This is a genomic window from Luteimonas sp. MC1828, from assembly GCF_016461615.1.
Taxonomy (GTDB): Bacteria; Pseudomonadota; Gammaproteobacteria; order Xanthomonadales; family Xanthomonadaceae; genus Luteimonas.
Map to the genome: position 1 here is coordinate 1,810,479 of NZ_JAEMNY010000001.1, position 13,658 is coordinate 1,824,136.

12 protein-coding genes are annotated in these 13,658 nt (G+C 70.6%); 9 read left to right on the top strand and 3 right to left on the bottom strand.

Features of this window, described 5'->3' with window-relative positions:
- Nucleotides 1-142 precede the first annotated feature (142 nt).
- Genes JHB91_RS08275 through JHB91_RS08305 form a run of 7 tightly spaced genes read left to right on the top strand, consistent with a single transcriptional unit; the run spans nt 143 to nt 7,727 of the window.
- On the top strand, nt 143-1,438 hold the full coding sequence (locus JHB91_RS08275; RefSeq protein ID WP_199472376.1) for an efflux RND transporter periplasmic adaptor subunit: 1,296 nt from the start codon (nt 143-145) through the stop codon (nt 1,436-1,438).
- 1 nt (nt 1,439) lies between these two features.
- Nucleotides 1,440-1,655, top strand: a complete 216-nt coding sequence (locus tag JHB91_RS08280) for a hypothetical protein (protein ID WP_199472377.1) — start codon at nt 1,440-1,442, stop codon at nt 1,653-1,655.
- Between the two features lie 33 nt (nt 1,656-1,688).
- Nucleotides 1,689-2,417, top strand: coding sequence for an ABC transporter ATP-binding protein (locus JHB91_RS08285; RefSeq protein ID WP_199374819.1), 729 nt, complete (start codon nt 1,689-1,691; stop codon nt 2,415-2,417).
- A 46-nt stretch (nt 2,418-2,463) separates the two neighbouring features.
- Entirely contained in the window at nt 2,464-3,774 is a 1,311-nt protein-coding gene (locus JHB91_RS08290) for an ABC transporter permease (protein WP_199472698.1), read from the top strand.
- A 48-nt stretch (nt 3,775-3,822) separates the two neighbouring features.
- The gene (locus tag JHB91_RS08295) at nt 3,823-5,055 is read left to right on the top strand and encodes an ABC transporter permease (protein ID WP_199472378.1); all 1,233 of its coding nucleotides are present in this window, start codon (nt 3,823-3,825) and stop codon (nt 5,053-5,055) included.
- A 9-nt stretch (nt 5,056-5,064) separates the two neighbouring features.
- Nucleotides 5,065-6,417, top strand: coding sequence for a sigma-54 dependent transcriptional regulator (locus JHB91_RS08300; protein WP_199472379.1), 1,353 nt, complete (start codon nt 5,065-5,067; stop codon nt 6,415-6,417).
- The gene (locus JHB91_RS08305) at nt 6,417-7,727 is read left to right on the top strand and encodes a HAMP domain-containing sensor histidine kinase (RefSeq protein ID WP_233398538.1); all 1,311 of its coding nucleotides are present in this window, start codon (nt 6,417-6,419) and stop codon (nt 7,725-7,727) included. Before JHB91_RS08300 ends, JHB91_RS08305 begins: the two co-directional genes overlap by 1 nt.
- Before the next feature lie 51 nt (nt 7,728-7,778).
- Here JHB91_RS08305 and glmU read toward each other — a convergent pair whose 3' ends face one another.
- Nucleotides 7,779-9,170 (bottom strand): bifunctional UDP-N-acetylglucosamine diphosphorylase/glucosamine-1-phosphate N-acetyltransferase GlmU, encoded by a 1,392-nt coding sequence (gene glmU / locus JHB91_RS08310; RefSeq protein WP_199472380.1) that lies wholly within the window; start codon nt 9,168-9,170, stop codon nt 7,779-7,781.
- A 60-nt stretch (nt 9,171-9,230) separates the two neighbouring features.
- On the opposite strand from glmU, the gene JHB91_RS08315 reads away from it, so the two are divergent.
- Both JHB91_RS08315 and JHB91_RS08320 read left to right on the top strand, forming a co-directional pair.
- Nucleotides 9,231-11,285 carry a hypothetical protein gene (locus tag JHB91_RS08315; RefSeq protein ID WP_199472381.1) on the top strand — a complete coding sequence of 685 codons (2,055 nt, stop codon included), beginning with the start codon at nt 9,231-9,233 and terminating at the stop codon, nt 11,283-11,285.
- The gene (locus tag JHB91_RS08320) at nt 11,282-11,665 is read left to right on the top strand and encodes a GtrA family protein (RefSeq protein WP_199374814.1); all 384 of its coding nucleotides are present in this window, start codon (nt 11,282-11,284) and stop codon (nt 11,663-11,665) included. Before JHB91_RS08315 ends, JHB91_RS08320 begins: the two co-directional genes overlap by 4 nt.
- Nucleotides 11,666-11,793: 128 nt before the next feature.
- Here JHB91_RS08320 and JHB91_RS08325 read toward each other — a convergent pair whose 3' ends face one another.
- Nucleotides 11,794-12,219 (bottom strand): F0F1 ATP synthase subunit epsilon, encoded by a 426-nt coding sequence (locus JHB91_RS08325; RefSeq protein ID WP_199374813.1) that lies wholly within the window; start codon nt 12,217-12,219, stop codon nt 11,794-11,796.
- 10 nt (nt 12,220-12,229) lie between these two features.
- On the bottom strand, nt 12,230-13,636 hold the full coding sequence (gene atpD / locus JHB91_RS08330; protein ID WP_199374812.1) for a F0F1 ATP synthase subunit beta: 1,407 nt from the start codon (nt 13,634-13,636) through the stop codon (nt 12,230-12,232).
- Between the last annotated feature and the right edge of the window lie 22 nt (nt 13,637-13,658).

The window sequence follows — 13,658 nt, forward strand, 5'->3', positions numbered from 1 at the left end:
GGGGCCGTCCGCGCGGACGCCGCGGCGTCCGGGCGGACACCCGGACACACCCGCAAATCCCTTCACTTTCAATTGCTTGCAGTTGGCACGCCACTTGCGTCAATCCGTCATGCATCCACCCGCACACGACAGACCGCCCGCCATGGACCAACGCTCCCGCATCCGCGACACCGCCAGCCAGGACCAGGTGCTCGCCACGCCGCGCGGCCGCCTTGGTGGCCGCAAGCCATGGCTTGTCGGCGGCGCGGTCGCGATCGCGCTGGTCGCGGCAATCGCCTGGCTCGCCACCGGCTGGTCGTCGGGCGGGCGTTCCTACGACGCGTCGCGCCTGCGCGTGGCCGAAGTCACCCGCGGCGAACTGGTGCGCGACCTGTCCGCCGACGGCCGCGTGATCGCCGCCAACAGCCCCACCCTGTACGCGATCGCCGCCGGCACCGTGGCGCTCAAGGTGGTCGCCGGCGACGTGGTCAAGCAGGGCCAGGAGCTGGCGGTGATCGACAGCCCCGAGCTGCGCAGCCGCCTGGTGCAGGAAGAGTCCGCGCTGGCCGGCATGGAGGCCGAGGCCAGCCGCGCGCTGCTCGACGCACGCCTTGCGAAGTCGGACGCGCGCAAGCAGCTCGACCAGGCCGGCATCGACCGCACCGCGGCCGAGCGCGACCTCGAGCGCTACCAGCGAGGCTTCGATGGCGGCGCGGTGCCGCAGGTCGACGTGGCCCGCGCGCAGGACGCGCTGAAGAAGGCCGACCTCGGCCTGTCCGCGGCGCGCCAGGAATTCTCGCTGTCGGCGCAGGGCGCCGAGCTCGACGCGCGCAACAAGCGCCTGATGGCCGACCGCCAGCGTGCGGTTGCCGCCGAACTCGCCCGCCAGGTCGATGCGCTCACCCTGCGCGCGCCATTCGATGGCCAGGTCGGCCAGGTGCAGGTGCCGCAGGGCACCAGCGTCGCCGCCAACGGCCCGGTGCTCGGCGTGGTCGACCTGTCGGTGTTCGAGCTCGAGATCAAGGTGCCGGAAAGCTTTGCGCGCGACCTGGCGATAGGCATGCCGGCGCAGGTGACCAGCACCGGCAAGACGTTTCCGGCGGAGGTCTCCGCGGTGTCGCCGGAAGTTGTAAACGGCGAAGTGAATGCACGCCTGCGCTTCGCGGAAGGCAGCCAGCCGCCTGGCCTCCGCCAGAACCAGCGCCTGTCCGCGCGCATCGTGCTGGACACGCGGCCGGACACGCTGATGGTCGAGCGCGGCCCGTTCCTCGAACAGGACGGTGGCCGCTTCGTCTACGTCGTCCAGGACGGCAGCGCCGTGCGCCGTCCGATCCAGACCGGGGTCAGCAGCCTCGGTGCGGTTGAAATCCTCTCCGGCCTCGAGCCGGGCGAACGGGTCGTCGTGTCCGGAAGCGACCAGTTCGGCAGTGCGGAACGCGTCCGGATCTCAGGAGACTGACATGGCCACTTCGAACTTCGCCTTCCACTTCCCCAAGGCCTGGGACGCCCAGGACCTCGCCAACGCCGTGCCGCTGCGCCTGTCCGAGCTGCCGGCGTTCGATGCGCTTGCCGACGGCCGTGGCGGTGCCTCTGCCAACGGCGCGGCGCGTGCGCACCACGTCGCACCGGAGAGCTACCTGCACAACCCCGACCTCCCCCCCTTCCACATCGGCTGACGCCGATACGCACCGACCATCCAAGGATCTCCCATGCTCAACATGCGCGGCGTCACCAAGGTCTACCGCACCCAGCTCGTCGAGACCCACGCCCTGCGTTCGCTCGACCTGCACGTGAAGGAAGGCGAGTTCGTCGCCGTCACCGGGCCGTCGGGCTCCGGCAAGACCACCTTCCTCAACATCGCCGGGCTGCTGGAGACCTTCACCGGCGGCGAGTTCAGCCTCGACGGCGAGAACGTCAAGGACCTGAACGACGATGCGCGCAGCAGGCTGCGCAACCAGAAGATCGGCTTCATCTTCCAGAGCTTCAACCTGATCCCCGACCTCAACCTGTTCGACAACTGCGACGTGCCGCTGCGCTACCGGCGCATGCCGGCCAGCGAGCGCAGGCTGCGCATCGAGGACGCGCTGGGCATGGTCGGGCTGGGCTCGCGCATGAAGCACTTCCCGGCGGAGCTGTCGGGTGGCCAGCAGCAGCGCGCGGCGATCGCGCGGGCGCTGGCGGGCAGCCCGCGCCTGCTGCTGGCGGACGAACCCACCGGCAACCTCGACTCGCAGATGGCGCGCAGCGTCCTGGAGCTGCTCGAGGACATCAACCAGCAGGGCACCACGATCGTCATGGTGACCCACGACCCGGAACTGGCGGCGCGTGCGCAGCGCAACGTGCACATCGTCGATGGCATGGCCACCGACCTGTCGGTCGAGCCGAGCCTGGTGCGGGTGGCGCAGTCCACGCGCGGCATCGCCGAAACCAACATCTGAGGGACTCGCCATGTCCACGCTCACAGACCGGCTGTTCGGCGACAGCATGTTCGGCTACTACGCGAACCTCGCGTTGCGCAGCTTCCGCCGCAACCGCGTGCTCACCGCGCTGATGGTGCTGGCGATCGCGCTGGGCATCGGTGCCAGCATGACCACGCTCACCGTGTTCCACGTGCTGTCGGGCGACCCCATCCCGCAGAAGAGCGGCAAGCTGTTCTACCCGCAGCTGGACCCGCGGTCGATGAACGACTACACCCCGGGCGAAGACCCCGCGGAGCAGGTCACCCGGTTCGATGCCGAAACCATGCTGCGCGAGAAGCGCGGCGACCGGCAGACGATGACCACCGGCGGCAGCGCCAGCATCGAGCCCGAGGTGCAGGGGCTGGATCCGTTCCTGGTGGATGCGCGCTACGCGACCAGCGACTTCTTCCCGATGTTCGACCTGCCGTTCCTGCACGGCAGCGGCTGGCCGGCGAGCGCGGACGACAACCGCGAGCGTGTCGCGGTGATCGCGAAGTCGCTCAACGACAAGGTCTTCGGCGGCAGCAACAGCGTCGGCAAGACCTTGCGGATCGACAGGCAAGCGTTCCGCATCGTCGGCGTGATCGCCGACTGGCGGCCGACGCCGAAGTTCTACGACATGAACAGCGACCGCTACGGCGAGCCGGAGCAGGTGTTCGTGCCGTTCTCCACCTCGCGCGACCTGAAGATGGGCCGCAACGGCAGCATGGACTGCTGGGGCGACTCCGGAAGCGACCCCGAGGGCAGCACCGGCGTCAGCGCGCCCTGCGTCTGGATCCAGTACTGGGTGGAACTCGGCACGCCGGAGAAGGTGGCCGACTACCGGCAGTACCTCGCCAACTACTCGGCGCAGCAGCGCGCGGCCGGCCGCTACGAGCGTCCCGACAACGTGCGCCTGAGCAACGTCATGGAATGGCTGGACTTCAACCGCGTGGTGCCGGGCGACGTGCGCCTGCAGGTGTGGCTGGCGCTCGGCTTCCTGCTGGTGTGCCTGGTCAACACCGTGGGCCTGCTGCTGGCGAAGTTCCTGCGCCGCAGCAGCGAGATCGGCGTGCGCCGCGCGCTCGGCGCCTCGCGTTCGGCGATCTTCACCCAGTGCCTGGTCGAGGCCGGTGCGATCGGCCTGGCCGGCGGCATCCTCGGACTGGGGCTGGCGCAGCTCGGGCTGTGGGCCGTGCGCCAGCAGCCGGCGAGCTACGCCGAGCTCGCGCGCCTGGATCCGATGATGTTGCTGGCGACCTTCGTGCTCGCGGTCGTCGCCAGCCTGTTGGCGGGCATCCTGCCCGCATGGCGCGCGATGCAGGTCACCCCGGCGATCCAGCTCAAGACCCAGTAGCCCTTCGCCCGCCCCCGCGGCGGGCACCCCGACTTCCGGAGCATCTCCATGGACATCCGTCCGATCCTCTCCACCCTGCTGCGCCACAAGACCGCCGCGGCGCTGATCGTGGTCGAGATCGCGCTCTCGTGCGCGATCATCTGCAACGCGCTGTTCCTGATCGGCAACCGCGTCGATCGCATCAGCCTGCACAGCGGCATCGCCGACAACGAACTCGTCCGCATCCAGATCACCGGCATCGGCGAAGACGAGAACGCCGCCGCGCTCACCCGCGCCGACATGACCGCACTGCGCGGACTGCCGGGGGTCAAGGCCGCGGTCGCGACCAACCAGGTCCCGTTCTCCAACTCGTCCTGGAACACGTCGGTGAACCTGCAGCCCGACCAGCAGCGGCCCACCGCCGGACTCACGATGTACATGGGCGACGAGCATTTCCTGCCGACGTTCGGCCCGACGCTTGTCGAGGGCCGCAATTTCAACGCCGACGAGATCCAGGAGTGGGACGTGATCGACGCGCCCGGCGCCGATCTCGCGCCGCCCGCCGTGATCATCACCCGCAAGGCCGCGGAGAAGCTGTTCCCGGGCGGGTCGGCACTGGGCAAGCAGGTGTACATCAGCCGCGACAAGCCGACGCCGGTGGTCGGCGTGGTCGACCACCTGATCCGGCCCAGCGACCAGGGCGGCCCTGCGGAAAAGGAGTTCTCGATGATCCTGCCGGTGCGCCTGCCGTACACGGTCGGCAGCAACATCATGCTGCGCACCACGCCGGAGCGCCGCGCGGAAGTGCTCGCCGCCGCGAAGGAAGTGCTGAAGGCCAACGGCCCCAACCGCATCATCCTTGAAGACAACACCAAGACCGTCGCGGAGCTGCGCCAGGAGTACTACCAGGCCGACCGCGCCATGGTCTGGCTGCTGGTGGCGGTGTGCATCGCGCTGCTGGTGGTCACCGCGCTCGGCATCGTCGGCCTGGCCAGCTTCTGGGTGCAGCAGCGCACCAAGCAGATCGGCGTCCGCCGCGCGCTCGGTGCCACGCGCGGACAGATCCTGCGCTATTTCCAGGTCGAGAACTTCCTGCTGGCGACCGTCGGCATCGTGATCGGCATGGTGATGGCGTACGCGATCAACCAGCTGCTGATGGGCCGCTATGAACTGCCGCGGCTGCCGCTGGCGTACCTGCCGATCGGCGCGCTGGCGCTGTGGTTCCTCGGCCAGGTCGCGGTCTACGGGCCGGCGCGGCGGGCGGCGATGGTGCCGCCGGCGGTTGCCACGCGCAGCGTATGATCGGCGCCCATGCCCACCGTCCTGGTCATTGATGACAACCCCGCGGTTGCCACCGCGCTCGACGTGCTGTTCTCGCTGCACGACATCGACACGGTGGCCGCCGAATCACCCGATGATGGCCTGGCCCGGCTGGCCGCGGGTGGCATCGACCTGGTGATCCAGGACATGAACTTCCTCGCCGACACCACCTCGGGCGAGGAAGGCACGGCGCTCTTCCATGCAATACGCGAACTGGAGCCGGACCTGCCGGTGGTCCTGCTGACGGCATGGACGCACCTGGAATCGGCGGTCGACCTGGTCAAGGCCGGCGCCGCCGACTACCTCGGCAAGCCCTGGGACGACCGCAAGCTGCTGGCGACCGTCAACAACCTGGTCGAGCTGTCCGAGGCGCGACGCGACCTCGCCCGCCACCGCAGCGGCGAACGCCGTCGCCGCGACGCGCTGGCGCGCGACAACGACCTGCGCGGCATGGTCTATGCCGACCCGGCCAGCGAGCGCCTGCTGGCGCTGGCCTGCCAGGTGGCGCGCTCCGAGCTGCCGGTGCTGGTGACCGGACCCAACGGCGCCGGCAAGGAGAAGATCGCCGAGATCGTGCATGCCAACTCACCGGTCGGGCGTGGCCCGTTCGTCGCGCTCAACTGCGGCGCGCTGCCGGCGGAGCTGATCGAGGCCGAGCTGTTCGGCGCAGACGCCGGGGCCTACACCGGTGCGGGCAAGGCGCGCGAGGGCAAATTCGAAGCCGCCGACGGCGGCACGCTGTTCCTCGACGAGATCGGCAACCTGCCGGCCGCCGGCCAGGTCAAGTTGCTGCGCGTGCTGGAGACCGGCCGCTTCGCGCGCCTGGGTTCCAACCGCGAACGCCAGGTGCGGGTGCGCGTGGTCAGCGCCACCAACGCCGACCTTGCGGCGATGATCGCCAGCGGCCGCTTCCGCGAGGATCTGTACTACCGCCTCAATGCGATCGAACTGAAAGTGCCGCCGCTGGCCGAGCGCCGCGACGACATCCTGCCCTTGGCGCGCCTGTTCCTGCCCGCCGGCCGGCAGCTCGGCGCCGACGCCGCGGCCGCACTGCTGGCCCATGCCTGGCCCGGCAACGTGCGCGAACTGCGCAACGTGGTGCAGCGCGCGGCGCTGCTGTCGGCGGGCAAGGTGATCGGCGCGGATGCGTTGGGCCTGCCGAAGGCTGTCGCGGCCAACGCCGCGGCGGTGCCTGCCGGCGGTGGCGACGAGCCCGACCGCGCGGCGATCGAGGCCGCGCTGGCGCAGGCCGGCGGCGTGCTGGCGCAGGCCGCGGCCGAGCTGGGCATGTCGCGCCAGGCGCTGTACCGCCGCCTCGAGCGCCTCGGCATCCGCCGCGACTGATGGCACGCCGCCGGCTGCCACTGTGGCTGGCGTTCACCGCCGCGGGGTTCGTCTACATGCTGGTGGCCGCGACGCTTGCGCTCGCCTTGCGCCATTGGTTGCAGCTCGCGCCGTGGCTGGCGATCCCGTTGGCGGCGCTGCTGCCGCTGCCGCTGCTGGCGTACCACGTGCGCCGCCTGCTGCAGCCGGCACGCGCGCTGTTCCGCGCGCTGTCGGGCAGCGTGGCGGCGTATCGCGATGGCGACTACAGCTTCGGCATCGCCTGGGACGGCAGCGGTGAACTCGGCGACCTGGTCGCCAGCCACCGCGCGCTCGGCGATACCCTGCGCGAGCAGCGCCTGCGCCTGGTGCAGCGCGAACTCCTGCTCGACACCATGGTCCAGAACACGCCGGTGGCGATGGTGCTGGTCGACGCCGGCGGCCACGTGGTGCTCGGCAACCTGGCCGCGCGCAGGATGCTGGGTGATGGCCGCAGGCTGGAAGGCCTGTCCTTCGAGGCCCTGCTCGCACAGGGGCCCGCGGCGCTGCGCGAGGCGATCGAGCGTGGCGGCGATGGCATGTTCACCGTGGGCCGCGACGATGACGAGGACATCTACCACCTCTCGCGGCGGCTGTTCCGCCTCAACGGCCGGCGCCACGAACTGGTGCTGCTGCGCCAGCTGACCGCCGAGCTGCGCCGCCAGGAAGTCCAGACGTGGAAGAAGGTGATCCGCGTGATCAGCCACGAACTCAACAACTCGCTGGCGCCGATCGCATCGCTCGCACACTCGGGTGCCGAGCTGCTGCGCCGCGGCCAGCTCGAGCGCCTGCCGGCGGCGCTGGCCACGATCGAGGAGCGCGCGCGCCACCTCGACGGCTTCCTGCGCGATTACGCGCGCTTCGCGAAGATGCCGGCGCCGCGCCTGGAGACCTTCGACTGGCCGGGCTTCGTGGCCCGGCTGCATGGCCAGGTCGGTTTTGTCACCGAGGGCTCGCCCGAAGGCCACGGCCGCGCCGACGTGCCGCAGCTCGAGCAATGCCTGCTCAACCTGCTGAAGAACGCGCACGAATCCGGCTCGCCTGCCGAAGACGTGCGGCTTGCGCTGCGGCGCCTGCCCGACGCCTGGCGCATCGACGTGCTTGACCGCGGCGGCGGCATGAACGAGGCGGTGCTGTCGAACGCGCTGCTGCCGTTCTATTCCACCAAGCGCCACGGCACGGGCCTGGGCCTGGCGCTGGCACGCGAGATCGCCGAGGCGCACGGCGGCCGCATCGCGCTCGCCAACCGCGAGGGTGGCGGCCTGTGCGTGAGCATCCACCTGCCGGCCTGAGCCGCGCTTGCGCCTCGAGTGCCTCCGCGCGGACGCGCCGCGCGCCGGGCTTCAGCCCTTCGGCGCCTTCACCGGCCGCTGCCAGCCCTCGATGCTGACCTGGCGCGCGCGCGCGACGGTCAGCTTGCCCGCCGGCGCATCGGCACCGATCACCGAGCCCGCGCCAATCGTGGCGTCGCGACCGATGGTCACCGGAGCGACCAGCGCGGCATTGGAGCCGATGAAGGCGCCGTCCTCGATGGTGGTGGTGGCCTTGTTGGCGCCGTCGTAATTGCAGGTGATGGTGCCGGCACCGATGTTGACGCCGGCGCCGATGCGCGCGTCGCCCAGGTAGCTCAGGTGGTTTGCCTTGCTGCCGACGCCAAGCGTCGCGTTCTTGGCCTCGACGAAGTTGCCGACGTGCACGCCGTCGGCGAGCACCGTACCCGGGCGCAGGCGCGCGAACGGGCCGATGTGCACCGCGCCTTCGGTACGCGCGCCGTCGATGTCGCAATGCGCGCGCACTTCGCTGCCGGGTCCAAGGTCGGCGTTTCGGATCCGGCAGAATGGCCCGATGCGCACGCCATCGCCCAGCACCACGCGGCCCTCGAACACCACGTCGACGTCGATCTCCACGTCGCGGCCCACGACCACTTCGCCGCGGATGTCGACGCGCGCGGGATCGACGAAGCGCGCGCCCTGCTCGCACAGCGCGCGCACCAGCCGGCGCTGCATCGCACGCTCCAGCTGCGACAGCTGCCAGGGATCGTTCGCCCCTTCGGTCTCGACCGGATCGTCCACCTCCACCATCTCCGCGGCGCTGTACTCGGCGGCCGCCATCGCGAACACGTCGGTCAGGTAGTACTCGGCCTGCGCGTTGTCGGCCGACAGGCGCGCCAGCCAGCCTTTCAGCGCGGTGGATTCCGCTGCCAGCACGCCGGTATTGACGATCGCGATGCGGCGCTGCTCCGGCGTGGCGTCCTTCTGCTCGACGACGGCACCGACATTGCCTTCCGGATCGCGGACCACGCGGCCATAACCGGTCGGGTCGTCGAGTTCCGCGACCAGCACGGCCAGCCGGCCACCGGTGGCGAGCAGGCGCTGCAGGGTGGCGGTGGTGATCAGCGGCACGTCGCCGTACAGCACCACCACCTGTGCGCCGTCCGGCACGCCGGGCATGGCTTCGCGCACCGCGTGCCCGGTGCCGAGCTGGAGCGCCTGTTCGACCCACTGCAGGTCGGCCTGCTCGGCGAACGCGGCCTGGACCTGGTCGCCGCCATGGCCATGCACCACGTGGATCGCCGCCGGAGACAGCCCGCGCGCGGCGGCGATGACATGCGCCAGCATCGGCTGCCCGGCGATCTTCTGCAGCACCTTGGGCAGGCGCGACTTCATGCGCTTGCCCTCGCCCGCGGCCAGGATCACCACGTGGATGTCGGGGGTCGGCTGGTCCTGGGTCGGCATCTCGCGTCCTGCTGTCGAAGTCCGGGCCATTCTAATCGGCGGGCTGATAGCATGCGCGCGATGTCGCGAGCCGTTCCGACGGGGGCGTCCCCGAACACCTTGCCGCCGCACGCAACCGCCAGCCGGTGGCGGTCGCTGCTGCTCTGGGCCGGGCCCGCTGCCTGCATCGCCGGCATTTTCATCCACGAGCTGTTCGCCGAATGGGTGCCGTCGCGGAGCACGGCGCTGCTGGTGATCATGCTCGCTGCGCTGGCGTTCGCCGGCGTGCTGCGTCGCATTGCGGGCTTTGCCTGGGCGCACGGCCTGCTCGTCGCCTGGCTGCTTGCGCTGTTGCTGTTCGCCGGTCCGCTGCCGGTGCTGGCGACGCTGGCCTGCGCCGCCACTGCGATCGCGCTGGGCCTCTGGCTGCTGCCCGGCGCGGGCATCGCGGCGGCGTGCACCGTCGGCCTGGCGCTGGGGGCGGGCGTGCTCGGCTGGCTGCTGCCGCTGCAGATACACGGGCGCTGGACCTACCTTGCGGTGATCGTGGTGGTGCTCGCGCTGCGCCGCCGCGATGTCGGCAGCGCGATCCGGCAGGCATGGGATGGCTGGCGTGGCGCGGTTGCCGCCGCGCCAAGGGCCGCGGCCGCCGCGGTGCTGGTCGCCGGGCTGGCCAGCACCGGCTGCTGGGTTCCCACCGTGCAGTACGACGACCTCGGCTATCACCTGCTGCTGCCGTGGATGCTGCAGCTCGACGGACGCCACGCGCTGGATCCCGAAGTGCACGCCTGGGCCGTGGCGCCGTGGGCGGCGGACGTGGTGCAGGCGCTGCCGCAGGTGCTTGCCGGCATGGAGGCGCGCGGCGCGGTCAACGCGCTGTGGCTCGCGTTGACCGCGACCGCGCTGTGGCAGCTGTGCGCCGCGCTCGGCGGCGATGCACGCCAGCGCTGGTGGACCGTGGCGCTGTACGCCAGCCTGCCGCTCACCGCGGTGCTGGCGATGGGCATGCAGACCGAGATGCAGACCACCGCGCTGCTGGCCTGGGCCGCGGTGCTGGCGCTGCGCCCGCCGTCGGTGCGCACGCTGTGGGCGGCATGCGCCCTGCTTGGCGCGCTGGTGGCGACCAAGCTGGCGGCCGCCGGGTTTGCCGCGATCCTGCTGCCGTGGCTGCTGTGGCGGCAGCGCGCGGTGCTTGGCTTGCGCAACCTGGCCGGAGGTCTGGTGCTCATCGCCGGCCTGGGCGGCAGCAGCTACGCCTACGCCGCTTACGTGGCCGGCAATCCCGTGCTGCCGCTGCTCAACAGCGTCTTCGGCTCGCCCTATTTCGCCACGCAGGATTTCGATGATCCGCGCTGGCATGCCGGCGCCGGACCGGACCTCGCCTGGCAGATCACATTCGATACCGGGCGCTACCTGGAAGCGTTCGCGGGAGGCGGCGGCTTCGTGCTGGTGGCGCTGGCCGGTGCCTGGCTGCTGGCGCTGGTGGCGCCGCGCACGCGCGCGCTTGCGGCGCTGGCTTTGGCGATGACCGTCGCGCCGCTGCTCGCGACGCAATACCTGCGCTACGTGCAGCCGGCGCTGGTGCTGGTGCTCCCGGCACTGGTGCTGGCCGCCAGCGCCGCGGCGCCGCGCAGCGCGCACCTGCTGCTGGTGGCCACGTGCGTCGCCAACCTGCTGTTCCAGGCCAACGGCCACTGGATGCTGCGCACCGGCATCGTCAAGGAGACGGTGATGGCGGCCGGAAGCGACGCGCCGGTGTGGATGGAATACGCCCCCGAGCGCGTGCTGGCGATGCAGGTGCGCGCGCGCCGCGCGGCGGAGGGAGGGCACGGCACCGTACTCTCGCTCGCGCCTTCCGCACCAATGGCCGCCGAGTTCGGCGCCGCGGCGCGCACCGTCGGCTGGTACGACCCGTCGCTGCAGGCGGCGGCGCAACGCGCCGACCACGATGCCAGCGGCGGGGCCTGGGCCGAACTGCTGCGCAGCGAAGATGTCCGTGACGTGTTGCTGCGCCCGTCCGAATTGCCCGCAGTGCGCCAGGCGGGGCTGCTTGCCGCCGGTGCGCGGCGCGAGGCAGTCGCGGGCGCGGCGGAATGGTGGCGCCTGCCGCCGCGCGACGCGGTGGCTGCGCCATGAGCCTGCTGCGCCAGGGTCCGCGCTTCCTCGCCATCGGCGGCATCCAGTGGCTGCTCGACTGGGGCGTGATGGTGGCGCTCAGCCACTTCGGGCTGCGCATCGGCCTGGCCAACGTGTCGGGGCGCGTCTGCGGCGCGCTGGTCGGCTTCTGGCTCAACGGCAAGATCACCTTCACCGGCGAGGAGCACGGCATCGGGCGCCGGGCGCTCGTGCGCTTCATCGTCACCTGGCTGGTGATGACCCTGCTCAGCACGGTGGCGATCGAAGCGATCGACGACGTGCTCGGGCGCAAGTGGGCGTGGCTCGCGAAGCCGCTGGTCGAAGCGGTGCTCGGCCTGTTCGGGTTCCTGGCTTCGCGACACTGGATCTACCGCCGCTGACGCCACACGGCGCACGCACGCGCCGCCTCGGCCACAGCCAGCCACCCGCAGCCACATGCAAAAAGCCCCGCACATGGCGGGGCTCCTGCGTCAGCGCGGCGGCGGGAGCGACCCGCCGACCGTCGCGGTCAGTGCTTCAGGTTCTTGCGCAGGCGCTCGAGGGCCTGCAGCTGCGCCGCGATTTCCGCCATCTTCTTCTGCGCCTCGGCGATGTCCATCGCTTCGCCGCGGCCGGCCAGCACGCGCTCGGCCTCTTCCTTGGCGGCACGCACCGCGGCTTCGTCGATCTCGTCGGCGCGCACCGCGGTGTCGGCGAGGATCGTCACCACCTGCGGCTGCACCTCGAGGATGCCGCCGCTGATGGCGAAGTCGAGCTTCTCGCCGTTGGCCAGGGTGACCACGACCTTGCCGGGCTTCAGGCGCGTGATCAGCGGCGCGTGGCGCGGCGCGATGCCGAGCTCGCCGATCTCGCCGGTGGCCACCACCATGGTGGCCTCGCCGCGGAAGATCTCCGCCTCGGCGCTCACGATGTCACAACGGATGGTCGGGGCCATGGCTGTTTCCTCAGGCCTTTTCGGCCATCTTCGCGGCCTTCTCGACCGCTTCGTCGATGCCGCCGACCATGTAGAAGGCCTGCTCCGGCAGGTGGTCGTACTCGCCGTCCACGATGCCCTTGAAGCCGCGGATGGTTTCCTTCAGCGGCACGTACTTGCCCGGCGAGCCGGTGAACACTTCGGCCACGTGGAACGGCTGCGAGAAGAAGCGCTCGATCTTGCGCGCGCGCGACACGGCCTGCTTGTCTTCTTCCGACAGCTCGTCCATGCCGAGGATGGCGATGATGTCCTTCAGCTCCTTGTACTTCTGGAGCGTGGACTGCACGCGGCGCGCGGTGTCGTAGTGCTCGTTGCCGATCACGTTGGGATCGAGCTGGCGGCTGGTGGAGTCGAGCGGATCGACCGCCGGGTAGATGCCCAGCGAGGCGATGTTGCGGCTCAGCACGACGGTCGCGTCGAGGTGGGCGAAGGTGGTCGCCGGCGACGGGTCGGTCAGGTCGTCCGCGGGCACGTACACGGCCTGGATGGAGGTGATGGAGCCCGAGCGCGTCGAGGTGATGCGCTCCTGCAGCACGCCCATCTCCTGGGCCAGCGTGGGCTGGTAACCCACCGCCGACGGCATGCGGCCGAGCAGCGCCGACACTTCGGTACCGGCCAGGGTGTAGCGGTAGATGTTGTCGACGAACAGCAGCACGTCCTTGCCCTTGCCCGACGCGTCCTTCTCGTCGCGGAAGTACTCGGCCATGGTCAGGCCGGTCAGCGCGACGCGCAGGCGGTTGCCCGGCGGCTCGTTCATCTGGCCGTACACCATCGCCACCTTGTCGAGGACGTTGGAGTCCTTCATCTCGTGGTAGAAGTCGTTGCCCTCGCGGGTACGCTCGCCCACGCCGGCGAACACGGACAGGCCCGCGTGCGCCTTGGCGATGTTGTTGATGAGTTCCATCATGTTGACGGTCTTGCCGACGCCGGCGCCGCCGAACAGGCCGACCTTGCCGCCCTTGGCGAACGGGCACATCAGGTCGATGACCTTGATGCCGGTTTCCAGCAGCTCGTTGCCCGAGGACTGTTCCTCGTACGACGGCGCCGCGCGATGGATTTCCCAGGTGTCGGTGGCGTCGACCGGGCCGGCCTCGTCGATCGGGCGGCCCAGCACGTCCATGATGCGGCCGAGCGTGCCCGCGCCTACCGGCACCGAGATGCCGCGGCCGGTGTTGGTGGCCAGCAGGTTGCGCTTCAGGCCGTCGGTGGAGCCGAGCGCGATGGTGCGCACCACGCCGTCACCGAGCTGCTGCTGCACTTCCAGCGTGATTTCGGTGCCTTCGACCTTCAGTGCGTCGTACACCTTCGGCACTTCGTTGCGCGGGAATTCCACGTCGACGACTGCGCCGATGATCTGAACGATCTTGCCCTGACTCATTGCCGTATTCCTCTGGAAGTAT